This window comes from Roseobacter sp. EG26 (assembly GCF_049830555.1).
Taxonomy (GTDB): Bacteria; Pseudomonadota; Alphaproteobacteria; order Rhodobacterales; family Rhodobacteraceae; genus Roseobacter.
The window spans coordinates 49,578-74,890 of sequence record NZ_JBNBLH010000006.1 but is presented as its reverse complement, the minus strand read 5'-3'; the positions used below and the strand labels follow the sequence as shown (position 1 = coordinate 74,890).

Here is a 25,313-nt window from a genome sequence, read left to right as displayed (position 1 = left end):
GGTGAAATCTGGCTCGTTTCCGCAACGACTCTAGGGCGTCGATTGCCCTGTCTAAGTAACAGGACAGATGTAGTCAGGAACAATCCCGGACAGACGAATATAGGGACCAACATCCGTACCAGAAAACAATCCGAACCTTTCGATCAGGACGGTTTTGAAACCAGCGGCACGACCACCGAGGATGTCGGTATGCAGGGTGTCGCCAACCATCGCAATGCGTTCAGGCGCGATCCCCTGCAACCGCCGTTTGACATCATCAAATGCATTGCCAAAGGGTTTGCCAAAAAATACCGATTCAACGCCGGTCTCATCTGCCAGCAAATGGGCAAAATATCCGGGTTCACAGCTCAAACCCGTTTCACGCGGGGCCACAATATCGGGATTGGCGACCAGGAGCGGCCGCGTGCGCCTGTGTAAATCAGCCTTCAGGGCGGTCATGGTCGCCGCATCAAGGGCCGCACTGGACAGAAACAGAAACCCGTCCACATCCCAAGGCTTGGCTGCGGTCCAGCGGACAATGTCTGCATCAAGATCCGCGAAGGTATCGACATCGGTACACAGCGCGCCCCATCGTCCCAGCGGCAAGTAATCACCGAGCCGTGCGGCGCACACATCGCGGCTGGCGACGACCTCATCAGCCGTGAAATCAAACCCCAATTTACGATATTTCTTCAGGGCTGCTGCGCGCGTATCACTGGCCGCGTTGGTCAGCACGACCAGTTTTTTACCCATTCTCCGCAGCTCCGCCATCCGTTCGACAGCGCCCGGGATCGGGGTTTGGCCAACATTCAGGACACCAAAAGCGTCCAGCACAAATGCATCCACATCGTCAGCCACTTGTGCAAGGGATGCACGACTTTGGCTCCGGGACGGAAATGTCGTCTGGGGAAGACGCCTGCGGATTTCCTCATACCGTGAAAACGCAGCATCGGTCGTCATAAGGGATGTGTAGGACATGGGTTAAATGAGCCGATACTGCTTGGCTTTGTTACGCAGGAAAGGCAGCCCCTGATCCATGACTTCGCGATGATTGTTGGCGACCGGTCGCCAGACAGAAAGACCATGCGCGATCTCTGGCGGCATGTTGATGAAGCTTTCCATCGCCAGTCCACCGCTGAATTGCACCGCGGCAAGGGTTGCGAAAATCTCGTCCCAGTCGCAGGTGCCCATGCCCGGCGTCCCCCGGTCGCTTTCCGACAGATGAATGTAGCGCAGATGATCACGCCCATCCAAAATCCCGTTACCCGCACCCTTTTCCTCGATATTCATATGATAGGTATCCAGGTGCAAAAACATGTTGTCCGATCCCACTTTTTCGATCATCGCGACACCCTGTGCCGCAGTATTGATCAGATGGGACTCGTATCGGTTCACGGGTTCGATGCCAAATAGAATACCAGCTTTTTTGGCATATCCGGCGGCCATCTGCAGCGCTTTTGCAACGTTGTCGATCTCCTGTTGCGTCGGTGGCAGGCCTGAGCGTTCACCGATGCCGCCATAGGTCACGCCGCTGAGCGCAAGGCCACCCATCGCGGCCGTTTTCTCTATCGCAACTTTCAAAAATTCAACCGCACCCTCCGGATTGTGCGACGCCCAGACGGCCTCTGGCAATCCCAGCGAACATACCGCCGAAAGACCAGCCTCTTCCAACAATGACCGGCTGTGATCAGCATCCGCAGACGGCGGGTCGAGCAAAGCAATTTCGATGAAATCCATACCGTCTGCTACAGCAGCGGCCACTGCCCGTTCAGCACCCTCGCGATCCCATGTCATCGTCCACATGCTGGTATGGACCCCAAATCCTCGTATCATACGCTTGAATAGCCCCCTTCAATCATCATCAGTGCGCCATTCACCAGATCAGATGCGGGCGAGGCGAGATAAAGGGCCATATCCGCAATCTCGACCGGCTCCCCGAAGCGACCCAGAGGCGTTGCCGCCAGAAAAGGGCCGGATTTCTCGGGTGGACTCCAAAGCTTGCGCCCCATCTGCGTCATGACGACAGTTGGGCAGATGGCATTCACCTGAATGTTATGCGGGGCGAACTCGGTCATCAGAGCTTTGGTCAGGGCGTTTAGTCCGCCTTTGGAGGCGGCGTAGGCTGCATGATCAGGCAGCGCAATCACACCGGTTTGCGACGAAATATTAATGATCTTACCGCGTTTTTGCGCGATCATTTTCGGCGCCAGTCCCCGAGCCAGGATAAACGGTGCGCGCAGGTTCAGCGCCATTGTCCGGTCCCAGTCCTCCAGCGAAAACTCTGTCGCCGGTCCCACAATCGCAGTGCCAGCACTGTTGACCAGAATATCAACTGTCCCCGCCATTTCCAGAGCGCGGGAAACCACGCCCTCTGCGCCATCGATCTCGCCGATATCGGCAGGGATGATCCGGCAGTTGCCCCCCATTGCCGCAATATCAGATTGCAGGGCAGCAAGCTTGTCCTCATTCCGCCCGGTGGCGATGACGCGCGCACCAGCGTCAGCAAAGACCTCACAGATTTCCGCGCCGATACCCGACGATGCCCCCGTCACCAAGGCGACGCGATCTTTGATCGCAAACCGTTCCTGCCAGACCGTCATTGCCTACTCCATATTCGTGTGAAAGGCGCGCATGTCTTCTGCGGAAACTCCTTTTGCATCCCGCAAATGCAGGATCAGCATTTCGAAGAACATGAACATCACCGCCTCGAAAAGCGACCCCATCGGCAATATTGAACCGTCACCGCCTTGATCATTGGCCATTGTCTGGGCCGACAGCAGAACAACGTGATCTGCGGATTTCGGGACAATCCCATCCTGTTCAGCCGTCACACATAATACCTGCGCCCCAGCGATCTTGGCCTGTTTGATCAACCCCGCGACGGTGGAAAAATACCCCGGACCGGCACTCACGATCAGCAGATCACCTTCCCCGATGTGTGGTGTGGTCATGTCCCCGATCATATGCGCGTCAAGGCCAAGGTGAAAAAGCCGCATGGCCAGAGATTTGATCATCAACCCCTCGCGGCCCACTCCGTATAGCGCGATGTGGTTGGCGCTCAGGATCGGGGACGCCATGGCAATCACCTGATCCGGCAAGGCCTTTTGCAAGACATCACCGACTTCCTCATTTGCCCTGTGAGCGAGTTCTGAAAGGTTCATATTTTGCCTCCATGAGCGGCGAGCTGATCAAGCTTTGGCAGAACCTCGGAGAGTGCGCGCTCAAAAAGACCCGTTTCCTTGAGGAAATCGAGGATCGTATACCTGCTGCGTATGTAAGCTGCGGCTCTGATCGTTCGCTCCAGATGGACTGAACTGACCCCAATATCTTTTGCAAAGGCCGGTGCCCCGGCCATTTTGAGCATCGCAACCATTTCACCTGTGCGAAACAATTGTTGGCGGATGATTCCACGCGTGTCCTGCCAATGAGTACAAATGCGTTTCAGCCTGTCCGCGTGCAGCGCGGGATCAATCCATTTTTCCTGCGTTTGCAGAACGGCCCGATCTGCGATGCGTGTGTCCGGAATGACCCGTCTAAGTTCATCCAAAGCCGCATTCAAATCGGGAGCAGGGCCAGCGATCTGTGATAAATCCTGCCCGAGCAACCAGTCATAAAGGGCCAGCGTGACAACACAGCCGACAGCAACAGCGGCACCGTGACTGACCTTGCGCCCCTCCAAGCTGAGATCTTCCATCTCCCACATATGGGCGATCTGATGATCCGCGCCGGAGGCCGGACGCGATGAGCCATGAAACTCCATTGCGAAGCCAACAGCCGTGAGCCCAATGAAAAGCCGCGCCGTCGCATCGCGATCCCCGTGAGCCAATGCCTGCGGATCGCAAAGCCAGCCGCGCAAATGGTCCTGAACCAATGGCCAGGCGGTTGCATCTCTTACCTCTGCGCCAACAAGTTCTGCCAGCAACCAGTCTCCACCCGCCGGAGATTTACCTGCCAGATCGCCGTAGCCCCAGCCGGTCATCTCTGCGGGTGCCTTGGCGATCACATCAAGATCAGCAATAAGGGCCATGGGCGCGCGGGTGGGAATCGTCACTTTGAACCCGTCCCGGGCTAGTGGGGCACCGGCACTGGTATATCCATCCATCGACGCCGCCGTCGCGACGCTTACGTATTGCCGATTTGTCTCGTAGGAGGCGAATTTGACCAGATCATTTATCACACCAGATCCCACCGAGACCGGCAGCAGCAAGGGATCAGATTTGAGCGTCTCGATGAAAGGTTCGGCTTCTTCAACCGAAGCCTTGGGCAAAGGTTCATCGTTCAGGATCAACTGATCAACGGCAAACCCGGCGGAGACCAGTTGATCCCGTGTGGCATACCCCGCCGCATCAAAGCCCGCGCGATCAGCGAAAAGGATCGCTCTTTGCGACGATGTTACCGATGCGGCAACCTCACCAACATGCGTGATCGCCCCGCGGTCAATAATCAGATGTTTTGTCACGGCGGATTTGGCGACCGCGGGCGCGATGAGGTTGTCAAATTGCGCCTTCCAGTGGCTCATACCGGCGCGCCTCCGGCGTTATTCGACAAGGTCACCCCGTTGGCATCGAACTGATGCACCCGGTGAGCAGGAATCAAGATACTGACGCTTTGCCCGGCCTTTGTCGCGTCTTCTCCATCGGTTTTAACGACAAGGCGTTCGCCATCATCACCTTGCAGGTAGAGGTAACTCTCGCCACCCAATTGCTCTTTTACCGCGACATTCAAATCGACGGCGCCCTGCCCCACCTTTCCCAGAACAATATGTTCCGGGCGGATGCCAAGACGAGCTGTCTGCTCCTGCCGCGAAAGCGATCCGGCAAAGATGGACGTGGTGTCAAATATGTTCATTGCCGGCGACCCGATAAAACCAGCCACGAATTCCGAAGCAGGCCGGTGATAGAGGTCCATCGGACTGCCGACCTGTTCAATTCGACCAGCGTTAAGCACGACAATCTGATCTGCCATGGTCATGGCTTCAACCTGGTCGTGTGTCACGTAGATCATGGTGGCGTTGAGTTGATCATGCAGCGCTTCGAGCTCTACCCGCATCTGGACGCGCAGCTTCGCATCCAGATTGGAAAGCGGTTCGTCAAACAGAAAGACCTTGGGCTTCTTTACAATTGAACGGCCAATTGCGACGCGCTGCCGCTGTCCACCCGATAGCTGACCTGGCTTGCGATCCAAAAGCTCACTGAGTTGCAGTATCTTGGCGGCTTCTTCGACCCGGGCGTTGCGTTCATCTGCCCCGACGCCTCCAACTTTCATCCCGAATTCCATATTCGCGCGGACGCTCATGTGCGGATAAAGGGCATATGACTGAAAAACCATCGAGACATCGCGATCAACTGGTTCAAGCTGCGTCACATCCTTGCCGCCGATCTCAATAGTCCCGCCGTCAACTGATTCGAGACCGGCGATCGTGCGAAGCAACGTTGACTTGCCACAACCGGACGGCCCGACAAAAACCACGAAGGCCCCATCCGGCACGCTGAGCGACACATCAAAAAGAGCCTGCATTGCCCCGTAAAACTTGCTTATTCCGCTTAGATCAACTGTCGCCAAAGATCTGTCTCCCTTGTGGTCGCAGCACGCCTTTACCGATGACCTGCCGACATTTTCATGTTGACATCTGCGCCATTCATTACATTTGTATGTGATCCGATACAAATGGATGTCAACAGTTTCCGATGGGAGGAACACATGAAATTCAAAAAAATGTTGGGCACCACCGCGATGGCCGCAGGCCTGTGTTTTGGTGCGTCAAATGTGCTGGCCGATGGTCACGCATGGAGCCTTGAGAAAGCCGCTGAACCTTATGCCGGCACCACTGTCGATGTCGTGTTCTTGTTACGCCCGGGATATGAAGCAATCGAAGCGATGCTGCCTGAATTCGAGGAAGCAACCGGGATAAAAGTCAATATTATCAAGCATCCTTACGAAAACGCGCTGGGTGAACAGGTTCGGGATTTCGTCGCAGGCGGCGATCTTGATGTCGCGCTGATCGACCTGGTCTGGATCGGTAATTTCGCCGAGAACGACTGGATTGTCCCGCTGGACAAGTTCACCTCAAATCCCGATCTGGCGGACCCCGATCTGGACATGGATGACTTCTTCCCGCTGGTCCTGAACGCCTTTGGCGGCTGGAACGGCACAATCTACGGCCTGCCCGTCGACAACTATTCCGGATTGCTGTTCTACAATAGCTGCATGCTGGAAGAAGCCGGATTTGATGGCCCGCCAAAAACCTGGGATGACTTGAAAAACGTCTACGGCCCCGCGCTCACCAAGGACGGCAAATACGCCTACGCCTTGCAATCCAAACGGAACGAGACACAATCTGCGGATAGTTTTGCGCGCATGCTCTGGCCCTTCGGCGGTTCGTTCCTGAATGACGAATTCAAATCGAACCTGATGTCGGAAGAAAGCCTTGCGGGTCTGCAATTCCGGCAGGACCTGATGCAATATATGCCCGATGGCATCGTCGCCTATGATCACGCGGAAACCGTGAACGCGTTCAGCCAGGGTGATGTGGCCATGATCACCGAGTGGTCGGCTTTCTATTCCACTGTTGTCAGCCCGGAGACCTCGAAAATTGCTGATTGTGTGGAAATCGCACCGGAACCCACGGGACCAGCGGGACGGAAGCCTGCTCTGGGCGGGTTCTCCATGGCGGTCGCTGCGCAGGCCGATGATGCGGAGCAAGCGGCAGCCTACCTGTTTATCCAATGGGCCACATCTAAGGCAAACGCAGGTGAATACCTGGAACGCGGTGGGGTGCCCGCACGACAATCGGCCTATGCCGATCCCGCATTGGCTGACACCTACAAGTTCATCCCCGCCCTGGTCGAAAGCTGGCAGGATGGTGTCCCGGAATTCCGTCCGCGCTTTGCTGAGTGGCCGGAAATCACCGAGATCGTGCAGGAATGGGGCACCAAGATCATGCTGGAAGAAGTCAGCATCGAGGAGGGTGTAACCGAGCTGGGTGCGCGCATGGAAGAAGTGCTTGAGGACGCCGGATATTACAGCGGTGACAAACCACTCGCGCAATAGCCACCGCCAGCCTAACATTGACGGCGGGGGCGCTTCGGCGCCCCTATGCCCCGTAAAAGGTCATCGAAATGCCCGGCAAAGTTCCCAGAAAAACGATCTTCGCCTTTATTGGCCCATCCGTCATCGCATTGGCCGCAATCGGCATTGTGCCTTTGCTCTACGCGGCCTGGACCAGTCTGCATTTCTATAATCTGACCAAGCTCAAACGCGTCAAATTCATCGGGCTGGAAAACTACTGGGATGTGTTGACAGATTCCGTTTTCTGGGAAGCGATGGGGCGCACGTTCACCCTGCTAAGCATCGCCCTGCCCCTGCAACTGGCGCTTGGATTGGGGATTGCGCTGATCCTGCACAAACCCGGCCTGACATTGTTGAAAACGCTTGCGCGGCTGTCGCTGGTGCTGCCAATGGCAACGACCTACGCGGTCGTGGGCCTTCTTGGCCAGGTCATGTTCAATCAGAAATTCGGTGTCATAAATCAGTTTCTGTCTCCATTCGGCGGTGACAACATCAATTGGATCGGCGATCCGACAAACGCATTCACCATGATCATTTTCTGGGATGTCTGGCAGTGGACCCCATTTGTAGCGCTTGTTTTGCTGGCGGGCCTTACGATGGTCCCCGACGAGATCGAAGAAGCCGCGCGCCTCGAAACCAAAAGTTGGTGGACTGTTCTGCGCTACGTCCAGTTGCCCTTTCTTATGCCCGGGTTGGTGGCGGTCCTGATCCTGCGCACCGCGGATACCCTGAAACTCTTTGATATGGTTTTCACGCTCACACGTGGCGGACCCGGATCCTCCACCGAGCTGATATCATTGATGATTCAGCGGGTCGGGTTTCGTGCGTTCGATCAGGGACTGGCCTCTGCTCAAGCGATCATTTTGCTGATCATCACGATCATTTTGAGCCAAATCTACATTCGCGTCTTCTACAAGGAAGTCTGAGCCATGACCTCGTCCCGCTCTCTTTGGATACAAGGCCTGTTGCTTCTGGCCATTCTGCTGGTCTGTGTCTTCCCCTTCTACTGGATGGTCACCACATCCTTGAAAACCCAGGTGGTGGCGTTGGAGAGCCCGCCGGTCTGGTTGTTTGAACCAACTTTGGCAAACTACCGCGAAGCGCTTTTCGACGATGGTGTGCTGCGCACGCTGATGAATTCCCTGATCATCGCAATCAGCACAACAGCGCTGGCGATCCTGCTGGGCGTGCCCGCAGCCTTCGCCCTTGCCCGCTTCGAGTTTCGCGGCAAAAAGGACCTGTGGTTCTGGTTCATCACCAATCGCATGGTATCCCCCATCGTGCTGGCCCTGCCGTTCTTCCTGATTGTGCGCCAGCTGGGGATGCTCGACAGGCACATTACGCTGATCCTGATTTACCTGACTTTCAATTTGCCGATTGTTATCTGGATCTGCACCGATCAGTTCCGCGGCATTCCCTATGATCTTGATGAAGCGGCGCGAATCGAAGGTGCCTCTCAATGGATCATCCTGCGGAAAATCTGCCTGCCGCTGGCGATGCCGGGTGTCGCCGTATCTGGGATATTTTCTTTCATTTTCTCATGGAACGAACTGATGTTCGGGTTGGTATTGACGCGCACAACCGCCAAAACGGCGCCTGCAATGGCAGTGTCTTTCATGGAAGGATACAACCTGCCTTACGGAAAGATCATGGCCACATCGACGTTGATCGTTATCCCGGTGTTGATCTTTGCGTTGCTTGCCTCCAAGCAGTTGGTTCGCGGCCTGACCATGGGTGCCGTGAAGTAGGGAGAGGAAAATTCATGCCCCGCGCGCCCAAGACCAATACTGTTGACGCCGAAGAGCAACTTTTGGTTCGACTGGCCTGGGCGTGTGAAATGGAAGGCATGACCCAGGCGGCGGCGGCGGAGAAATTCGGCCTTACCCGCCTGCGCGTCAACAAATCTCTGCGCGAGGCAAGGGCCCGCGGCATTGTTCGCGTCGCGGTCAATTCGGTTTACGCGCCCTGCGCGGAGCTTGAGTGGAAGCTGTGCAATGCCTTTAGTCTCAAAACGGCGTCTGTGGCTCCGATCGCGGGTGAGCAGTTTGACCTGCATACCATGATTGGATCATCGCTCGGTCAATACCTCGCCAGCTACCTGAGCCAGCGAGATGTAAGGCTTTTCGGTATGTCATGGGGCAATACGCTCAATATGGCGACGCGTTTCATGCAGCCGATCAACCGCCCTGACCTTGAGATCATCTCCGTCATGGGCGGACTTTCCAAAGGCTCCGATCTCAATAGTTTCGAAATCACCACGCGACTCGCGGACCTGTGCAACGCCGAGCACAGTTATTTCACGTCGCCAATCTACGCCGGATCGCGGGAAAGCCGGGATATTCTTGTCGCGCAGGACGTTTTCCAGTCCACGATCGAGAAAATCCGCCGAGCGGATGGGATCGCCCTTGCAGCGGGAGACATGCAGAAGTCATTGCTGATCAAAGACGGGATGCCGCCGGATATCGACCTTGAGAGTATCCATGCAAGTGGTGCTGTTGGTGACATCATGGGTTACTTTCTCAGCGCGAATGGGGATTTGGTGGATCACCCGATCAACGAGCGTGTTCTGGGGTTGGAGTTGCCCGATCTGGATCAGATCGAAAACGTCATTCTTGCCGCAGGCGGCCTCAACAAAGTACCGATCATCAGGGCGCTGCTGACACGGGGGTGCGTAGGCACATTGGTCACCGACGAACACACCGCCATGGCGCTACTGGACCAGGCTAAATGAGCATCTTTGCAGGCATTGATCTCGGCACCTCCGGCATCAAGATCGCCCTGATTGATGCCGACGATCAATGTCTCGCGCAAGCGTCGCGCTCTTGCGCAGTTGACCGACCACACCAAGGCTGGTCACAGCAGGAACCCGATCTATGGTGGCACCTGACCACAGAAATTTTCGACGAACTGGCCCAGAACCAATCGAAACTGATGTCCGGTATTGTCGGCATTTCGCTGTCCGGTCAGATGTTGGGGTCGGTGCTGCTTGACGGCAAAAACAGACCGGTTGCGCCTTGCCTTTTGTGGAACGATCAGAGATCGCTGGCGGAGTGCCAGATACTTCTCGACCGGGTTCCTGACATCGGCTGGCGCACAAACGGACAGCCTGATCCAGGATTGACCGCCCCCAAACTTCTTTGGATGGCGCAACACTGGCCAAGTGCACTGGATCGCGCGGACATCCTGATGCTGCCCAAGGATTACGTTCGCCTTATGATGACGGGCGAGCGGGCGAGCGATATATCGGACGCCTCGGGCACCATGTTGCTGGATTGCGCGACGGCCAGCTGGGACGACGAACTTATCGAAGCGGCCGGTTGGGACAGAAGCAAGCTGCCCAGTCTTTTACCCTCCTATGCAGCCGCCGGATATCTGAAGTCCGAGCTGTCCAAGCGATGGGGCATGCCATCGCGTGTTCTGGTCGCAACCGGGTGCGGCGACAATTACGCGGGCGCTCTGGGCGTCGGTGCCGCGCGCCCCGGAACCGCTGCACTCAGCATAGGGACATCGGGTGTTCTCTCGGCAGTGGATGACCGATTTCGCCCCGACCCCGAAAAGGCGGTACTGACCACTCCACACGCGGCTCCGGACACCTTTCTGTCTATGGGCGTGGTCATGAGCGCCACGCAATCGCTCGACTGGATCGCGGATTTGACCGCCACCTCTGCTGCTGAACTGGCCACGCTTGCGGATCAAAAAATCGCTAATATCGGCATGAGCGCCTTCCCAATTGCCCGGCCGAGCCTGACCGGCGTGCGCACTCCAGACAATCGCCCTGACGCGCTAGCGGCTCTATCAGGGATTTCGGCAATCACGGACAAAGTTGATTTGGCCTATGCCGTCATGGAGGGCGTCGCCTTTCAGTTTTACGACGCTTATCTGGCGCAAACCCAGTCCGGTGTTCCGATAAACGAAATGGTAGCAGTGGGCGGCGGCACACGGTCTGATCTCTGGGTGCAATTGATCGCCAGCCTGATGAACATTGAAATGATGGTTCCCGTGAATGGCGATATCTCTGCCTGCATCGGTGCCGCGAAACTTGCGCAATGCGCCGCCAGCCCGTTGGAGACCTCGGAAATTTTGCAACGCAAACAAACAATCAGCAGAAGCGTTTCCCCGCGCCCAGAGTGGCGAAACGACTTGCTTGAACGGCACCAGAGATATCGGGAACTGCCATTCCACGGATGACATGGGATCGGTGCCTGTGCGCTTGAGTGACTTGCATGGCACGGCCCTTCGCTCTTTCGACATGCATTGCGACAAGACGCCCCCGGAAAACCGAGGCTGGCGAGCAATCTGACATCGCATGTACAGACACATTCGCGGCGACCTGCGCGGTCTCACGATCTCTTTAGTTGCAGTTGAATACAGAGCGTTCCAGCTTGGTGGCATTCACGGAGGCTATCCAATGACCCTATCGCGACGCCAATTTTCCGCTCTGGCGCTGTCGTCCGCATTCATACCGGGAAGCGTGTCGGCACAGCAATCTTCCGAAGACAAGGCACTTCAGGATGCCCTGGATGCTCAGGTTTTTGGAACAACATCAGAATACAAGGCCGGCCTGCAACTCATCGAAAACCGTGGGAACCCGGATATGGCGGCGGGTCTGATCCGGGCATTGAGGTTTACGGAAGGGCGACGGCGCGAAGTGGCCGAGGTTTTGCAGCGCATTACTGGCCAGTCACGCGGAACCCGTTGGTTTGACTGGATGCTTTGGCAGGAACGCAATCCGCAGATTGTTCCTCATCCAGCGCAGATCGCGTTCACGCGGCGTGTTTTGCTGCAAATCGATCCCAATTTTTCCGACTTTCTGAAAACTGAGTATCTGGCGCGTGACAAGATGCGGATACGTTTGGAAGAGATCGCCTGGGGTGGGGTCCGCAAGGATGGCATTCCCTCGCTTGACAACCCGCAACTGATCTCAGCCAGCGAAGCATCCTACCTGCGCGGGTCGGATCTGGTGTTCGGCGTGTCGATCAATGGCGATGTCAGAGCCTATCCGCTGCGCATCATGGGGTGGCATGAGATGTTCAACGAAGTCATAGGGGGCGTGCCTGTCGCACTCGCCTATTGCACGTTGTGCGGATCGGGCATTCTGTTTGAAACGCAGCTTGCCGGTCGATCAAAACCGCTGGTTTTCGGGTCTTCGGGATTTCTCTATCGTTCCAACAAGCTGATGTTTGATCGCCAAAGCCATTCACTTTGGAACCAGTTCACCGGCAAGCCGGTGGTGGGGCCGCTGGTCAACTCTGGGATTGAGCTGAAACAGCGGCCGGTTGTCATCACAACGTGGGACAGGTGGAAAACATCCCATCCCGGCAGCAAAGTTCTGTCACTCGACACGGGTCATCGGCGCAACTATGGGTCGGGAGTTGTCTATGCCAATTACTTCGGTTCCCCTGACCTGATGTTTCCCGCCCTTGTAGATCAAAGCGAACATCGCCAGAAAGACTATGTTTTCACCATCCGCCAGTTCGGGGCCGCGCGGGCCTGGCCGCTGGATGCATTCGCCAAAAAGCGGCTGATTAACGATGGGATCAACAGTACAAACCTAGTTCTGATCGGGACTGCGGAAAGCCGTAGCGTCCGCGCCTATGAGCGGGGCAATCATACATTCGAGCTTTCATCGGGTGGGTTGAAAGCTGCGGACGGATCGGAGTGGATCATCACCGAAGACGCTCTCGTCGGTCCTGACGGCACCCGCCTGCCGAGAGTTGCGGGCCACATTGCCTATTGGTTCGCCTGGGACAACTACCTCAGCGGTGCCGCGTCCGTTTACAAGGGCTAGGCGTGTTCGAGCTGATGCCATCAGACAATGGAAACCCTGCAGTTTCAAAGTGATAAGCATACATCCGGCTTGACCACGCACTCCGTTTATTCGGCAAGGGTTTGCGCGTCGTCGGGTGTGGGCAATCCGTAAATGCTTCGTTTCGTTCGAAAACCTGTCAAGCACATCGCGAATATCAGTCCGATTATTGCATCACATCGATCACCCCCCCGCGACACGATCTATCTATATCGCTGAGACGGATTGCATAAAGGCAGAGCCCCAGCGGTTGCTGGGATAGATCGCCGACGACCAGCGATAGCCTAGCCCGACAGTTCCTGTAGGTTGTCCATTTCCGCGAGTCGTCCGGCGGTAAATTTATCGGTGATCAAAAGGTCTATCACACCGGTTTGCAAAGCGCCCCGGATTGAGTCCGTCTTGGATTGCCCGCCGGCCAAGGCAATGACGCGGTCAATCTGAGACAGCTCCTCCAGTGACATGCCGATGACCCGCTCATCCAGCGGGGTTTTCACAAATTTCCCATCCGCATCAAAAAACCTCAGGCTGATGTCGCCGACGCCGCCCGCTTCTTCTACGGCAGCGAGCTCCCGACCAGAGAAGGTATTTCCCGATCGCGCCAGCATGCTGGAGGGTTCCATCGCGCCAATCCCGACGATGGCCAAAGTAATTTTACCGAACATGTCCATCGTTTCACGCACATAGGTGTCTCCAAGCAACACAAGCTTGGCTTCGCGTGATTGCGCAACGCCCGGGGCACTGAGCAAATGCGCCTCCGCACCGGTGAGTTTGGCGAGCCGCGTGGTCAACTGGTTCGCATGAATCTGAACGGTCGGATCACCCATGCCACCCAATGTCTGAACCACATGTTTGGCCTTCCCGTTTTTCATCGGGTGAATATTGTCCACCATCTTCAAAATGGTTTCCGACCAGCTGGAAACGCCAATTACCTCATCAACTTGCAAAGTAGCTTCGACAAAATGGGCGGCGGCCTCACCGATACGTGCCATGATGGCCCCATCGCGATCTTCGGAGCATTCAACCACGATGGCCTCACTCAGATCGAACTTGGTGCGCAAAACCGTTTCAAGATCGGCGTAGGTCCCAGAGGGTGTCACGACCGTCGTCCGAACAATCTCCTCCTCCTGCGCCCGTTTCAACATCCGCGAAACTGTCGCCTGGGATATCCGCAGGTGAGCCGCAATTGCAGCCTGTCGCTGTCCTTCGATGTGATACATCTGGGCAACCCGGGCGATCATACGAAGCTCATTTAGGCGGGACATGAGATACCTTTTTGAACGGCGGGCTTGATGAATATTTATTCACTACCCCACAATGGTTGTACGGGCAATGGCATTTCTCCATGCCGATAGACTCACGTCTCGCACCCCCGATGGCATGTTCGGAACGATGTCGCTGTCATGGCTGACCAATCCGGCCACGGCTTCAAGGTTGGGCCAGAAACCAGTTGTCAGCCCCGCCAGATACGCAGCGCCAAGCGCTGATGCCTCAGGATTTCTGCACGGCGTTACCGCATGATCGAGAAAGTCCGCCAAAATCTGCATCAAGAAACGGTTTGAACTTGGTCCACCGTCAACAAACAACCGCCCTGCCCGCGCATCATCATCATGCGCCATGATGGCATATACATCCTGCACCTGAAGCGCCATGCTCTCAGCTGCGGCGCGCGCCAGATGGGCAGGTTGCGTACCAAAAGACAGACCACAGATCAGCCCGCGCGCCTCGGCATTCCAATGTGGTGACCCGAGACCGACGTGGGCCGGAACCAGCGAAACGCCCTCAGTGCCGGACACGGTCTGTGCAAGATCAAGCAGGGTATCGACGCCGTCCAATCCCAACATTTGAGCCGTCCATGGCAGGATCGACGCGCTGACAAGAATGTTGCCCTCATATGCGTATGTTGGCTCTCCATTCAGTGACCAAGCGATGGTGGTGGTGATGCCATTCGGGGGAACAACGAACGCTGGTATCGTCGTCATGACCGATGAACCCGTGCCGAAGGTCACCTTGCTGTCACCCTGTCCAAAGGCGCCATGCCCAAACAGGGCTGCGTGAGAATCCCCGATGGCCGAAGCGATGGGAATGCCATCCGCCAAGGGCCCCACATTCTTGGTCGACCCAAACACATGTCCGGAATCGTACACTTCTGGTAACATCGCGCTCTCAACGCCGAAAAGGTTACACAAACTTGCATCCCAGCGCAGATCGGCGAGATGAAAAAGTTGGGTGCGCGCAGCGTTTGACCGGTCCGTGGCGTGCACCGCGCCACCACTAAGCTTCCAGATCAACCAGCTATCAATGGTGCCGACACAGATGTCGCGGCGCTCTCCACCATAATGATCCAGAAGCCAGGCCACTTTCGTTGGCGGGAAAAGCGGATCCAGAGGCAAGCCCGTGCGGGCGATGACATCTGGCTCATGCCCCTGCTGTTTCAACGCATCGCAATCCGCAGATGTGCGGCGGCACTGCCAGGTTATCACCGGCCCGCAAGGCGCACCGGTCTTGCGATCCCAGATCATGATGGATTCGCGTTGATTGGAAATACCGATGGCCACCACATCCGTTGCGGGAGACGCATTGGTACATTCGGCAATTGCCTGCAGAGTCGCTGCCCATATCGCCTCAGCATCCTGTTGCACCCAACCAGACTTCGGATGCTCAATAGGAACCGGCGCAGAGCCGCTCGCGATGATGTCGCCGTGTCCGGAGACGAGGATCGCCTTGGAATTCGTCGTGCCTTCGTCAATCGCCAGAACGGCACGCTCGGCCATATTCACCCTTTCCGGTCAATCAACTCTAACGCGCTATTTGCGATACCCTCTGGAGACATGCCAAAATCGTCAAGAAGCCTGTTTGCGGATGCAGTATGTGCAAAAACGCCCGGCACCCCGAGACGTTTCATCGGCACAGGACATTCATCCACCACAACTTCGGCAACGGCACTGCCCAGACCGCCAAATATCGTATGTTCCTCGCAGGTGAGGATAGCAGCGGTATCACTTGCCGCCCGAACAATCGCCTCGTTATCAATCGGACGCACGCATGCCATGTTGAGAACCCGTGCAGAGAGACCACGGTCCTCCAAAAGCGATGCTGCCGCCAACGCGCGATGGGTCAAAACACCATTGGCAATCAAAGTAACATCGTTCCCTTCCATTAAGACATTTGACTCACCCAACTCAAATACATGATCGTGAGGCAGAATATCCGGCACCCCCACACGGCTCAACCTCAAGAAACAGGGACCATCATGATCAACTGCCCATCTGACTGCGGCGGCCGTTTCAATGCGATCCGCTGGCGCAATTACCGGAACGCCGGGCAGCGCGCGAATCCACGCAAAGTCTTCAATTGAATGATGCGTGGGGCCAAGTTCACCATAAGCCATGCCAGAACTGATCCCGACTAGCTTAACATTGGCCTGCGAATAGGCCACATCGGCCTTGATCTGCTCCAGCGCACGCCCGGTCAGAAAGGGAGATGCCGCGCAAACAAAAGGAAGCTTGCCACCGTTTGCAAGGCCCGCCCCTACGCCGACCATGTTCTGCTCGGCGATGCCAACGTTGATCAAACGGCTGGGGAACTTCTCGCGAAAGCCGCCCAATTTCGAGGATCCGACGGAATCGTTGCAAACAGCAACGATATCGGAATTTGCCGCTGCCAATACCTCAAGCGTGCTGGTAAAAGCATCGCGGCAATCATGCAGATCAGCCGGATCAAGAGGCATATTCATTCGCCGCCTCCTCCAACTCCTTCATCGCTTGTTCGAATTGTTCATGGTTTGGCACCTTGTGATGCCAGGCAACATTGTCAGACATGAAGGAAATTCCCTGCCCTTTAGTCGTCCGGGCAATAACACATTTCGGCTTCCCTTTGCTGGTAGTTTCCACCGAAACCGCCTTGCAAATCTGATCCATATCGTGACCGTCAATCTCCTCGACCTTCCAGCCAAATGCATTGAGTTTTGGAGCAAGCGGCGCGATGTTGTTGGTTTCGGCCAGTCTTGCTCCCTGCTGAAGACCGTTGTGATCGATGATCAGGGTCAGGTTATCGAGCTCAAACTGTGCGGCCGCCATAATCGCTTCCCAATTAGAACCCTCCTGCATCTCGCCGTCACCAACGATGACGAAGGTGCGCCATCGTTGGCCATTCAGTTTGGCCGCCTTCGCCATACCGACCGCCACCGGCAGGCCATGCCCCAGAGGACCGGTATTTGTTTCAACACCGGGAACTTTAACGCAATTGGGATGACCGTTGAGCCGTGAGTGAGGCTTCAGAAAAGTAGACAGTTCTTCCTTCGGAATGAACCCTTTTTCCGCGAGCACCACATAGAGTGCGAGCGCCGCGTGCCCTTTGCTGAGCACCATCCGATCCCGATTTGGGTCGCGCGGCTCAAGGGGATTTACGTTCATTATATGGAAATAGAGTGCGGTCAAAAGGTCGGTCACGGACATCTCGCCACCGATATGACCTGCCCCCGCTTCATAGACCGCACGAAGGTCGCGACGACGCATCCGGTTCGCAATGGCGCGGAGATCATGAGCTTCCATCTTCAACCTTGCATATTTATTCTTGCTCAGTTATACATTCTATGCCCGATATGTCAAGCCATATAGACCTGACATTGCAACAGACAGAACTAAAGCGGCGTAACCCGAACGCTTGACACGCGCCACATCCTCGGGTAAGCATTTTCCATCTTGCTTGCATAATTATGCTGTTTGGGGAATCTATTGATGTCGGGGACAATGCCTCCGAAAAAGGAGAGGTTGAGCGTTCGGGAAATCTTCTCTTTGAGCGGAGCCACCGGGCCTTTCATCGGCCTCTTGGTACTTTGTGCATTCCTTACTGTAGCAACCGATTCCTTCTTATCAATCCGCAATTTCCTGAACATTCTTGACCAAATCACAGTTCTTGGAATTCTGGCCGTCGGCATGACGTTTGTAATCCTGATAGGCGGCATTGATCTTGCCGTTGGATCAGTGCTCGCCTTGTCAATGATGGTGCTCGGATACCTGAACGTTACGGCTGGGTTGCCCATGGGAGCCGCGATTTCCGGCGCGCTGATCGCGGCCGCCCTGACAGGTGCATTCGCCGGCATCATGATTGCAGAATTCAAGGTCCCGGCATTTATCGCCACCCTGGCGATGATGTCTATCGCCAGGGGGCTGGCCAATATGATTACGAACGGTTCTCAGATCATCGGATTTCCGCCCTGGTTCAATATGGGTGCTATCATAAGGTATGGTGGGTTCTTGACCATGACGGTGGCAGTCATGCTCATCGTTTTTGTCGTGGCGCTGTTATATCAGCGCTATCGCAAAGGCGGGCGTGAACTCTATGCCATTGGCGGCAACCCCGAGGTTGCGCGGCTCGCCGGTATCAACGTCAAGAGAAAAACCATCGCCGTCTATACCGCGTGCAGCACGCTTGCGGGACTGGCTGGCGTCCTGCTTGCTGCGCGCCTTGATTCAGTTCAGCCCAGTTCAGGTGTGGCCTATGAACTGGACGCAATCGCCGCTGTGGTCATTGGGGGCACCAGCCTTTCAGGTGGCACCGGCGGCGTTGGGGGTACAATTGTTGGCGTCCTGATCATTGGCGTTTTACGTAACGGCCTCAATCTGCTCAGCGTCTCCCCATTTTTACAAGCCGTCATAATCGGCACCGTTATCTTGCTGGCGGTGGTCGCAGAAACGTTCAAGCACAGAGGCAAGTAGATCGTTGGGGCCGTTTTTCCGGCCCCCAAAAAATTGCCCGGCAATAGCGGGCCAAATCGGGTTCAAGCTCAATAACCCAAACCACATGGAGGAATAAAAATGACATTTACCAAAAGGGCTCTGCTCGCATCTGCCATGGCCTTTGCGCTGGCCGCACCAACAGCCGCTGTGGCGGAGGGTGTTTCGAAAATTGGCCTGGCCGTTCCAAATCTGCAGGCTGACTTCTTCAACCAGATCAAACTTGGCGTAGAGAGCTATGCTGGCGCTTTGGGCATCGAAGTGATCGTCGTGGACGCCAAGAATGACACGGCAACGCAGGTAAGCCAGGTTCAGGATCTGATTACGCAAGGCATCGATGCATTTATTTACATTCCGGCTGGTGCCGCGGCAGCCGCAGTGCCTACACGGCTGGCCCGCGCCGAAGGTATCCCGGTGATAAACGTCGACCGCGAACCTGATGGGGCGCCCGGCGACACCTTCATTGCAGGCGAAAGCGTCCAATCGGCCTATGAGGTATGCAACCACGTCATTGGCCTCGCGGGGGGCGAGGGCAAGATGGCAATCATCCACGGGCAAAAAGGCACGACGCCCGAAGTTCTGCGCTACGAAGGGTGCATGAAGGCCGTTGCGGAAAATCCGGGCGTGGAGGTTGTCGACAACCAGTGGAGCCAGATGTGGTCGCCCGATGAGGGTTTCTCGATTGCCCAGAACATGCTTCAAGCCCACCCCGACATCACGATGATTTTTGGTCAGGCTGATGGTCTCGCAATGGGCGCGGCCAAAGCCGTAGATGTCGCCGGGCTGTCGGACAAGGTCATCATCGGTGGCTATGATGGTGATGTGGCCGCGCTGGAGTATCTTGCCAAATGCGAGGGTCCGTTTGTTGTTACCGCGACCCAAAGCACGCAGGCGATGGGTGTTCTGGCCGTGAACTCGGCAATTGCGGTTGCAAACAACGCTTCCGTGCCAGCCCGTCAGATCCCCAATGCGGTACTGACAACCTGCGACAACGCACCAACCTTCGTGGAGAAACATCCATAACGCAATAGGTCTGCAATCTGAACAGACGGGCAGCGCCATGACACCAGACGGCAAATCACCGATCCTTAGCCTGCGGAACATTCACAAGTCCTTCGGACTCATTGAAGTTCTGCACGGAATTGATCTGGATATTCATGCCGGAGAAGTCGTGGCGCTGCTTGGCGAGAACGGGGCCGGAAAATCGACGGTCTCGAATATTATTTCGGGTACGACCTTGCCGAGTTCTGGCGAAATGACGTGGCAGGGCGCGCGCTTTGCGCCCGCCTCCCCCCGCGAAGCCCTCGACGCCGGCGTTGGCATGATCCACCAGGAACTGCTTCTCCTGCCGCATCTGTCTGTCGCGGAGAACATCTTTGTCGGGCGTTATCCGATGAAGGCGGGTCGCATTGATCGTTCAACAATGGAAGCCCGGGCGCATAGCGGGCTAGAACGTCTGGGGCTGGACATATCCCCCCGTCGTGTCGTCGAAGGCCTGTCCACCGCCAGCCAGCAACTGATCGAGATCGCCAAAGCACTGACGCTGAACGCCCGGTTGCTGATCCTGGACGAACCCACCGCAGCCTTAGGCAGCGAAGAAACGAAATTGCTCTTCAAGCAAATCGAGCGCGTCAAGGCCGAAGGTGTCGGGGTCATCTACATTTCCCATCGTCTGGAGGAGATCAGGGAAATCGCTGATCGGGTCGTGGTGATGCGGGATGGTGAAAAGGTTCAGGAATTCGATACAGCTAAAATCCCGGTGCGTACGATTGTCGAAGCGATGGTGGGCAGAAGCATGGACCAGATGTTCCCGCCAATAGCTCAACCAACCGACGAAACGGTCCTTGAGGTCAAAGGCCTGACATCCCCTGTTGGCCGATTTGAAGACGTGAATTTTACGGTCCGAAAAGGCGAGATTTTTGGTATTTCCGGGCTTGTCGGTGCGGGCCGCACGGAACTGGTGCGTGCAATCGCCGGTGCAGATCCGATCCGGTCGGGATCGATCATTTTGAACGGCGATGACATCACACCGAACTCACCGCGAGACGCCATCAGGCAGGGCATCGTTCTGGTTCCGGAAGATCGTAAACTTCAGGGCGTGGTATTGGATCACCGCATTGACGAAAATATCGTTTATTCGAATTTCGAAACGGTCAGTAAGTCAGGATGGATCAGCGCACCGAAGATAAAGGCTTTCGCGGATGGGGTGATCGAAAAATTCGGGATCAAAGGCATAGGCCGCCAGAACGTAAGCGAGATGTCAGGGGGCAATCAACAAAAGGTCGTGCTGGCCAAGTGGCTCGCGCGCAATCCCCGCGTGGTGCTTCTGGATGAGCCCACACGCGGGATCGATGTGGGCGCGCGTTCTTCGATATACGAGATTATTCATGGGCTGGCGGCACAGGGCGTCGCCGTGGTTGTGGTAAGTTCCGATCTTGAAGAGGTACTTGGCGTTTCCAATCGCATTCTGGTGATGGCGGCGGGGCGGCAATCCGGCATTCTGGATCATGCAGAGGCCAACGATGTGTCGGTCATGGAGTTGGCCACCGCATGAGATCAACAGGGAGATTCTGATGAAGCGGTTCAGTGGAAAAACGGCTGTCGTGACCGGTGGAAACAAGGGCATTGGCTTTGCCATCGCCAAACGTTTTTCGCAGGAAGGTGCCAATCTGGTGCTGGGGTCAGTCGAGGACAGCGTGGCGCAAGCGGCCGATACCTTGCGCAACGCCGGTGGAACAGCGATTGCCGTGCAATGCGACGTCTCTGACAAAGCAGCGGTGAGCGAACTTTATGATCGCGCAACCGAAGAATTCGGATCGGTCGATATCTCTGTCCAGAATGCAGGCATCATCACCATCGCCAAGATCGAAGACCTGACCGAAGCGGAATGGGATGCAACGATGGCGGTGAATACCAAGGGCGTTTTCTTATGCTGTCAGGAGGCCATAAGGCGCATGCGGAAATCCGGCAACGGCGGACGGCTGATCAACCTCGCGTCGGGTCAGGCACGCGACGGATTCATCTATACCCCCCACTATGCCGCGTCGAAATTTGGCGTGATGGGACTGACCCAGAGCCTCGCCAAAGAGGTCGCTCTGGACAACATCACCGTCAATGCGATCTGCCCCGGCATCATCAAGACCGACATGTGGGATTACAACGACCGCGTCTGGGGGGAAATGCTGGGCGATTTCGGCCCCGGTGAACTTATGGCCAGCTGGGTTGAGAATATTCCAATGAAGCGCGCAGGCGAAGGCAAGGACGTTGCCGCTCTGATCGCCTTTCTTGCCAGCGAAGACGCCGATTACATTACCGGCCAGACCATCAACGTAGACGGCGGCCTGATCATGTCCTGAACCGTGCCGATCACAACCACAGAATGGAAAACGAAATGCCCGATCCCTCCCTGAATACGCCTGCCATGTTCGATCTGTCCGGCCAGGTGGCACTTGTCACAGGCGCGGGCAGCGGCATCGGGCAACGCATTGCGATGGGCCTCGCGCAATGCGGCGCGGATGTTGCGTTGCTGGATCGGCGCGGCGATGATGGCCTGTCACAGACAGCTGAGTTTATCGCGCAAACAGGGCGTAAATCACTGCAAATCGCGGCAGACGTAACGGACGCCGACGCTTTGGCGGGCGCCGTTTCGCAAACCCAGGAAGTCCTCGGTCCCCTGACCCTTGCCCTTAATGCAGCAGGGGTCGCCAATGCAAACCCTTGCGAAAAGATGGGCGAAGAACAGTACCAGACCCTCATGGACATCAACATGAAAGGGGTCTGGCTTTCCTGTCAGGCCGAAGCGCGCGCCATGCTGGATCACGGCAAAGGCGGTGCCATCGTGAACATCGCGTCCATGTCGGGGGTGATCGTGAACAAAGGTCTGTCACAGGTTCACTATAATGCATCCAAAGCAGGGGTCATCCACATGTCAAAATCAATGGCGATGGAATGGGTGGATCGTGGTATCCGGGTAAATTCCATCAGCCCGGGATATACCGCCACTCCCATGAACACCCGACCGGAAATGGTGCATCAAACCAATGAGTTCGAACAGCAAACGCCCATGCAGCGTATGGCGCATGTAAATGAAATGGTCGGACCGGCGGTTTTCCTGCTATCGGACGCGGCGTCCTATTGTACGGGCGTCGATCTGCTGGTCGACGGCGGGTTTTGTTGCTGGTGAAATACGCCTATCCCGACCGGTATTCGCGATGAATGCGGATCAGCTATAGCTGACATTTGTATCAGCTCGCCTTTAACCAGCCGCTTTGAAACGCATTCAACGACCCTGGGCTTTCTGATCAGCAACGTTTTGCGCGACAAGCTCCTTCTAGAGCTTTCGGAGTCTCAGCGTCATCGGACCTGCCCCGGTGTTTTCACCAATCGGCTTGCCATCGATCTCTGCAACAGGCGTCTGAGCCCCGAATGTGCCGGTCAGAAAAGCTTCGTCAGCCCCGTAAGCTTCATAGAGTGAGTAACTTTTCTCATGAACCGGAATATCATTGGCACGGCAAAGATCGATAGCCTTCTGACGGGTCACACCGTTCATGCAATAGTTCCCGGTTGAGGTCTAAACCTCTCCTTTGCGCACGATGAAAAAGTCGCAGCCGTTTGTGGTGTTCGCAAAACCATGTGGGTCCAGCATCAGCGCTTCATCGGCCCGGCCTGCTCAGCCTGCAAGCAGGCAATCACGCCATTCAATCTCGAATGACTGTTGTATTTGGCGTCTTGAAACATAGGCAATTCACTCACCTGCCGGGACGGCTGAAGCCCAACCTCCAATTCTACTTTGCCCTGCATCAGAAGGCACATGGGCGAGGCGGCTCGCTCAGAAAATCGCACGACACCTATATCCGCCTTGCAAATGGGGACGGTCTGGAAGCAGTGTTGGCACATCTTGATGACCACATGCGGCGGGGACTGGAGTGTACATTGAAGATGGCCGATTGGTGATCCCATTCAGGTTTCGGATCGACATCCAACCGCTGAAGCGCTCAGCCCCGCGCTGCATTTGCTGATATGGAAGGCCCGGCAATGGCGCAATTGATCGTTCCAGCACCCGCGTCGGGCAGCATTCTGGTTTGCACAGAAGGGCTGAGTTTCTGGGGTGGTGTCGATGCCAGCAGCGGCGCGGTGATTGACGCCTATCATCCGCAATCAGGCCAAAGCCTTGCGGGTCGAATTGTCATGATGCCGACCAGTCGCGGCTCCTGCTCAGGTAGCGGGGTCCTTGTTGAACTTGCTATGAACGGGCGGGCGCCCGCGGCCCTGATATTTCGCGAGCCGGAAGACGTCCTGACCCTTGGGGCCATCATCGCCACACGCATGTTTGACCGCCCCATCACCGTTGTTCGATTGGCAGCGCGCGATTATGACACGCTGGCAACGAAGTCTCAGGCGGAAATCACCGGCACCCGACTTCTCGCCGACGGGCTTTCGCTGAGGCTGAATGCATTGCCAACATCGGACCTGGCTCTCTCGGAAAGCGACCGTTCTATGCTGGACGGAACAATGGGATCCGCCGCGAAATTTGCAATGGAAACCCTTTGTACTGTTGCGTCATCACAAAACGCCAAGCAGCTCACGGATGTGACACGGGCGCATATTGATGGCTGCATCTATGCGAGCCCTGCCAATCTTATTTTTGCTGAAAAAATCGCCTCGCTGGGCGCGAAGGTCTGCATTCCTACGACCATGAACGCCATTTCGGTTGATCGGCAAAACTGGCGGCATCAGGATGTCCCGCCCGACCTTGGGTTGCCGGCCAGTCGGCTCGCCGACGTCTATGTCGACATGGGCGCGCAACCGACCTTTACCTGCGCCCCCTATCAATCGACAGATCGCCCCCTGATGGGCGAGCAGGTTGGTTGGTCGGAATCCAACGCGGTAATCTATGCCAATAGCGTTCTGGGCGCACGCAGCACAAAACATCCCGATTTCCTTGATCTCTTCATTGCACTGACGGGCCGCGCGCCATTGTCGGGTGTGTATTTGGCGGAAAATCGACAGGCAGAAGTGATCATCGATGTCGCATTGCCAGCAGGATTTGACGATGCGATCTGGCCGCTGATCGGATGGTTGGTCGGGCAAAAGGCACCGGACCGAATTCCGGTGCTGAAAGGGTTGGAGGGAACTTCTCCCAGTGAGGACGATCTTCGCGCAGTTTGCGCCGCATTCGGAACGACATCGGCGGCCCCGTTATTACACCTTGCCGGGATCACACCAGAGGGAGACCACGCCGCAAAGGCGGGTGCGACGCAGGTTCAACTGACCCAGGCAGACTTTAAAGCCGCCTGGAAAGCGTTCAACACGGGCCCGTCAAAGATCGATCTTGTGGCACTTGGAAGTCCGCATTTTTCGCTGTGCGAGACGCGCACCTTCGCGTCTTTGATGACAGGACGCAAATGCCATCCTTCAACATCGACCATCATCACTTTAAGCCGGGCAACAAAGGCAGCGGCGGCTGCCGAGGGCCTCTTGTCCGAGCTCACAGCCAAGGGCGTCCAAGTCCTTTGCGACCTGTGTTGGTGCTCCATTTCAGAGCCGGTGTTTCCAACTGATGCGCAAACGTTGATGACGAATTCTGGCAAATACGCACATTATGCGCCCGGTCTGTCGGGGCGGCAGGTTCGTTTCGGAGGGCTGGCGGCCTGCGCTGCGGCGGCAACTTCTGGAATCGTTGATGACGAATTGCCCCATTGGTTGCGGTGATCGAGATCAATTCG

General features: G+C 56.2%; 22 protein-coding genes and 1 pseudogene. 12 read left to right on the top strand and 11 right to left on the bottom strand.

Annotated elements, in window-relative coordinates:
- Positions 1-51: 51 nt before the first annotated feature.
- Genes ACOTTU_RS14600 through ACOTTU_RS14575 form a run of 6 tightly spaced genes read right to left on the bottom strand, consistent with a single transcriptional unit; the run spans position 52 to position 5,541 of the window.
- Positions 52-957: an HAD-IIA family hydrolase gene (locus ACOTTU_RS14600; protein ID WP_425659067.1), complete on the bottom strand. Its 906-nt coding sequence runs from the start codon at positions 955-957 to the stop codon at positions 52-54.
- A 3-nt stretch (positions 958-960) separates the two neighbouring features.
- Positions 961-1,773: a sugar phosphate isomerase/epimerase family protein gene (locus ACOTTU_RS14595; RefSeq protein WP_298914269.1), complete on the bottom strand. Its 813-nt coding sequence runs from the start codon at positions 1,771-1,773 to the stop codon at positions 961-963.
- 35 nt (positions 1,774-1,808) lie between these two features.
- Positions 1,809-2,579 (bottom strand): SDR family NAD(P)-dependent oxidoreductase, encoded by a 771-nt coding sequence (locus tag ACOTTU_RS14590; protein ID WP_425659065.1) that lies wholly within the window; start codon positions 2,577-2,579, stop codon positions 1,809-1,811.
- Positions 2,580-2,582: 3 nt separating this feature from the next.
- On the bottom strand, positions 2,583-3,140 hold the full coding sequence (locus ACOTTU_RS14585) for an SIS domain-containing protein (protein ID WP_425659063.1): 558 nt from the start codon (positions 3,138-3,140) through the stop codon (positions 2,583-2,585).
- Positions 3,137-4,498: a sn-glycerol-1-phosphate dehydrogenase gene (locus ACOTTU_RS14580; protein WP_425659061.1), complete on the bottom strand. Its 1,362-nt coding sequence runs from the start codon at positions 4,496-4,498 to the stop codon at positions 3,137-3,139. Before ACOTTU_RS14580 ends, ACOTTU_RS14585 begins: the two co-directional genes overlap by 4 nt.
- Complete coding sequence (locus tag ACOTTU_RS14575) at positions 4,495-5,541, bottom strand: ABC transporter ATP-binding protein (RefSeq protein ID WP_425659059.1); 1,047 nt, start codon at positions 5,539-5,541, stop codon at positions 4,495-4,497. Before ACOTTU_RS14575 ends, ACOTTU_RS14580 begins: the two co-directional genes overlap by 4 nt.
- 138 nt (positions 5,542-5,679) lie before the next feature.
- Between ACOTTU_RS14575 and ACOTTU_RS14570 the strand changes: the two genes are divergently transcribed.
- From ACOTTU_RS14570 to ACOTTU_RS14545, 6 genes are all read left to right on the top strand, one after another.
- Entirely contained in the window at positions 5,680-7,029 is a 1,350-nt protein-coding gene (locus ACOTTU_RS14570) for an ABC transporter substrate-binding protein (RefSeq protein WP_298914255.1), read from the top strand.
- Positions 7,030-7,097: 68 nt separating this feature from the next.
- Positions 7,098-7,973: a carbohydrate ABC transporter permease gene (locus ACOTTU_RS14565; protein ID WP_425659057.1), complete on the top strand. Its 876-nt coding sequence runs from the start codon at positions 7,098-7,100 to the stop codon at positions 7,971-7,973.
- Between the two features lie 3 nt (positions 7,974-7,976).
- Positions 7,977-8,795 carry a carbohydrate ABC transporter permease gene (locus tag ACOTTU_RS14560; protein ID WP_425659056.1) on the top strand — a complete coding sequence of 273 codons (819 nt, stop codon included), beginning with the start codon at positions 7,977-7,979 and terminating at the stop codon, positions 8,793-8,795.
- Between the two features lie 14 nt (positions 8,796-8,809).
- The gene (locus tag ACOTTU_RS14555; protein WP_425659055.1) at positions 8,810-9,778 is read left to right on the top strand and encodes a sugar-binding transcriptional regulator; all 969 of its coding nucleotides are present in this window, start codon (positions 8,810-8,812) and stop codon (positions 9,776-9,778) included.
- The gene (gene xylB, locus ACOTTU_RS14550) at positions 9,775-11,235 is read left to right on the top strand and encodes a xylulokinase (RefSeq protein ID WP_425659054.1); all 1,461 of its coding nucleotides are present in this window, start codon (positions 9,775-9,777) and stop codon (positions 11,233-11,235) included. Before ACOTTU_RS14555 ends, xylB begins: the two co-directional genes overlap by 4 nt.
- Before the next feature lie 220 nt (positions 11,236-11,455).
- Positions 11,456-12,835: a DUF3179 domain-containing protein gene (locus ACOTTU_RS14545; RefSeq protein WP_425659053.1), complete on the top strand. Its 1,380-nt coding sequence runs from the start codon at positions 11,456-11,458 to the stop codon at positions 12,833-12,835.
- A 302-nt stretch (positions 12,836-13,137) separates the two neighbouring features.
- Here the strand turns inward: ACOTTU_RS14545 and ACOTTU_RS14540 are convergent, their stop codons facing one another.
- From ACOTTU_RS14540 to ACOTTU_RS14525, 4 genes are read right to left on the bottom strand one after another with little or no spacing between them, the layout of a single operon-like run.
- Positions 13,138-14,115 carry a sugar-binding transcriptional regulator gene (locus ACOTTU_RS14540; protein ID WP_425659052.1) on the bottom strand — a complete coding sequence of 326 codons (978 nt, stop codon included), beginning with the start codon at positions 14,113-14,115 and terminating at the stop codon, positions 13,138-13,140.
- Between the two features lie 42 nt (positions 14,116-14,157).
- Entirely contained in the window at positions 14,158-15,624 is a 1,467-nt protein-coding gene (locus ACOTTU_RS14535; protein ID WP_425659051.1) for an FGGY family carbohydrate kinase, read from the bottom strand.
- 2 nt (positions 15,625-15,626) lie between these two features.
- Positions 15,627-16,586, bottom strand: a complete 960-nt coding sequence (locus ACOTTU_RS14530) for a transketolase family protein (protein WP_425659049.1) — start codon at positions 16,584-16,586, stop codon at positions 15,627-15,629.
- The gene (locus ACOTTU_RS14525; RefSeq protein ID WP_425659048.1) at positions 16,570-17,403 is read right to left on the bottom strand and encodes a transketolase; all 834 of its coding nucleotides are present in this window, start codon (positions 17,401-17,403) and stop codon (positions 16,570-16,572) included. The genes ACOTTU_RS14530 and ACOTTU_RS14525 overlap by 17 nt, the downstream gene beginning before the upstream one ends.
- Positions 17,404-17,589: 186 nt before the next feature.
- On the opposite strand from ACOTTU_RS14525, the gene ACOTTU_RS14520 reads away from it, so the two are divergent.
- From ACOTTU_RS14520 to ACOTTU_RS14500, 5 genes are all read left to right on the top strand, one after another.
- Positions 17,590-18,570 carry an ABC transporter permease gene (locus ACOTTU_RS14520; RefSeq protein WP_366523299.1) on the top strand — a complete coding sequence of 327 codons (981 nt, stop codon included), beginning with the start codon at positions 17,590-17,592 and terminating at the stop codon, positions 18,568-18,570.
- A 99-nt stretch (positions 18,571-18,669) separates the two neighbouring features.
- Complete coding sequence (locus ACOTTU_RS14515) at positions 18,670-19,611, top strand: substrate-binding domain-containing protein (RefSeq protein WP_298914226.1); 942 nt, start codon at positions 18,670-18,672, stop codon at positions 19,609-19,611.
- A gap of 37 nt (positions 19,612-19,648) precedes the next feature.
- Complete coding sequence (locus tag ACOTTU_RS14510) at positions 19,649-21,142, top strand: sugar ABC transporter ATP-binding protein (protein ID WP_425659045.1); 1,494 nt, start codon at positions 19,649-19,651, stop codon at positions 21,140-21,142.
- 19 nt (positions 21,143-21,161) lie between these two features.
- Positions 21,162-21,944 carry a glucose 1-dehydrogenase gene (locus ACOTTU_RS14505; protein WP_298914220.1) on the top strand — a complete coding sequence of 261 codons (783 nt, stop codon included), beginning with the start codon at positions 21,162-21,164 and terminating at the stop codon, positions 21,942-21,944.
- 35 nt (positions 21,945-21,979) lie between these two features.
- A complete protein-coding gene (locus tag ACOTTU_RS14500) occupies positions 21,980-22,771 on the top strand; it encodes an SDR family oxidoreductase (RefSeq protein WP_425659044.1) in 792 nt (263 codons plus the stop codon).
- A 147-nt stretch (positions 22,772-22,918) separates the two neighbouring features.
- Here the strand turns inward: ACOTTU_RS14500 and ACOTTU_RS14495 are convergent.
- Positions 22,919-23,340: pseudogene (locus ACOTTU_RS14495) on the bottom strand (aminotransferase class IV); the annotation flags it as partial.
- Positions 23,341-23,622: 282 nt separating this feature from the next.
- Here ACOTTU_RS14495 and ACOTTU_RS14490 point away from each other — a divergent pair.
- Entirely contained in the window at positions 23,623-25,299 is a 1,677-nt protein-coding gene (locus ACOTTU_RS14490; protein WP_425659042.1) for an aconitase X, read from the top strand.
- Positions 25,300-25,313 lie beyond the last annotated feature (14 nt).

Coding starts and splice junctions, on each gene's coding strand:
- ACOTTU_RS14500 (WP_425659044.1), top strand. CDS start 21,980: ATGCCCGATCCCTCCCTGAATACGCCTGCCATGTTCGATCTGTCCGGC.
- ACOTTU_RS14565 (WP_425659057.1), top strand. CDS start 7,098: ATGCCCGGCAAAGTTCCCAGAAAAACGATCTTCGCCTTTATTGGCCCA.
- ACOTTU_RS14515 (WP_298914226.1), top strand. CDS start 18,670: ATGACATTTACCAAAAGGGCTCTGCTCGCATCTGCCATGGCCTTTGCG.
- ACOTTU_RS14520 (WP_366523299.1), top strand. CDS start 17,590: ATGTCGGGGACAATGCCTCCGAAAAAGGAGAGGTTGAGCGTTCGGGAA.
- ACOTTU_RS14545 (WP_425659053.1), top strand. CDS start 11,456: ATGACCCTATCGCGACGCCAATTTTCCGCTCTGGCGCTGTCGTCCGCA.
- ACOTTU_RS14570 (WP_298914255.1), top strand. CDS start 5,680: ATGAAATTCAAAAAAATGTTGGGCACCACCGCGATGGCCGCAGGCCTG.
- ACOTTU_RS14600 (WP_425659067.1), bottom strand. CDS start 957: ATGTCCTACACATCCCTTATGACGACCGATGCTGCGTTTTCACGGTAT.
- ACOTTU_RS14560 (WP_425659056.1), top strand. CDS start 7,977: ATGACCTCGTCCCGCTCTCTTTGGATACAAGGCCTGTTGCTTCTGGCC.
- ACOTTU_RS14580 (WP_425659061.1), bottom strand. CDS start 4,498: ATGAGCCACTGGAAGGCGCAATTTGACAACCTCATCGCGCCCGCGGTC.
- ACOTTU_RS14490 (WP_425659042.1), top strand. CDS start 23,623: ATGGCGCAATTGATCGTTCCAGCACCCGCGTCGGGCAGCATTCTGGTT.
- ACOTTU_RS14590 (WP_425659065.1), bottom strand. CDS start 2,579: ATGACGGTCTGGCAGGAACGGTTTGCGATCAAAGATCGCGTCGCCTTG.
- ACOTTU_RS14525 (WP_425659048.1), bottom strand. CDS start 17,403: ATGGAAGCTCATGATCTCCGCGCCATTGCGAACCGGATGCGTCGTCGC.
- ACOTTU_RS14535 (WP_425659051.1), bottom strand. CDS start 15,624: ATGGCCGAGCGTGCCGTTCTGGCGATTGACGAAGGCACGACGAATTCC.
- ACOTTU_RS14595 (WP_298914269.1), bottom strand. CDS start 1,773: ATGACATGGGATCGCGAGGGTGCTGAACGGGCAGTGGCCGCTGCTGTA.
- ACOTTU_RS14585 (WP_425659063.1), bottom strand. CDS start 3,140: ATGAACCTTTCAGAACTCGCTCACAGGGCAAATGAGGAAGTCGGTGAT.
- xylB (WP_425659054.1), top strand. CDS start 9,775: ATGAGCATCTTTGCAGGCATTGATCTCGGCACCTCCGGCATCAAGATC.
- ACOTTU_RS14540 (WP_425659052.1), bottom strand. CDS start 14,115: ATGTCCCGCCTAAATGAGCTTCGTATGATCGCCCGGGTTGCCCAGATG.
- ACOTTU_RS14505 (WP_298914220.1), top strand. CDS start 21,162: ATGAAGCGGTTCAGTGGAAAAACGGCTGTCGTGACCGGTGGAAACAAG.
- ACOTTU_RS14510 (WP_425659045.1), top strand. CDS start 19,649: ATGACACCAGACGGCAAATCACCGATCCTTAGCCTGCGGAACATTCAC.
- ACOTTU_RS14530 (WP_425659049.1), bottom strand. CDS start 16,586: ATGAATATGCCTCTTGATCCGGCTGATCTGCATGATTGCCGCGATGCT.
- ACOTTU_RS14555 (WP_425659055.1), top strand. CDS start 8,810: ATGCCCCGCGCGCCCAAGACCAATACTGTTGACGCCGAAGAGCAACTT.